This window comes from Caballeronia sp. INML2, from assembly GCF_023631365.1.
Classification (GTDB): domain Bacteria; phylum Pseudomonadota; class Gammaproteobacteria; order Burkholderiales; family Burkholderiaceae; genus Caballeronia; species Caballeronia turbans.
Genome location: NZ_JALQDH010000068.1, coordinates 1 through 288 on the forward strand (window position 1 = coordinate 1; position 288 = coordinate 288).

The following is a 288-nucleotide window of genomic DNA, read 5'->3' on the forward strand; positions in this document are numbered from 1 at the left end:
CGAGTGGAATTACGGCATCTACGAAGGCCGCACCACGCCGGAAATCCGTGAAGAGGCGCCGGACTGGTCGGTGTGGTCATCGCCGATTCCGGAGGGCGAAAATCTCGCGGATGTCGGCAGGCGCGCGCAGGCGCTCATCGACAAGCTGCTCGCGACGAATGCGATGAACATCGCACTTTTTTCGCACGCGCATTTTTCGCGTGTGTTCGGGGCGCAGTGGGCGACGGGATCGCCGGCTCTTGGGGCGCATCTCGCGATGGATACCGCCGCGATGAGTGTGCTCGGGTT

General features: G+C 63.2%; 1 protein-coding gene. It reads left to right on the forward strand.

Translation table 11 applies throughout. The features are described 5' to 3' along the window. Positions 1-288, forward strand: a 288-nt coding sequence (locus NCT32_RS23485; RefSeq protein ID WP_250490587.1) for a histidine phosphatase family protein, incomplete at both ends; no start/stop codon positions are given.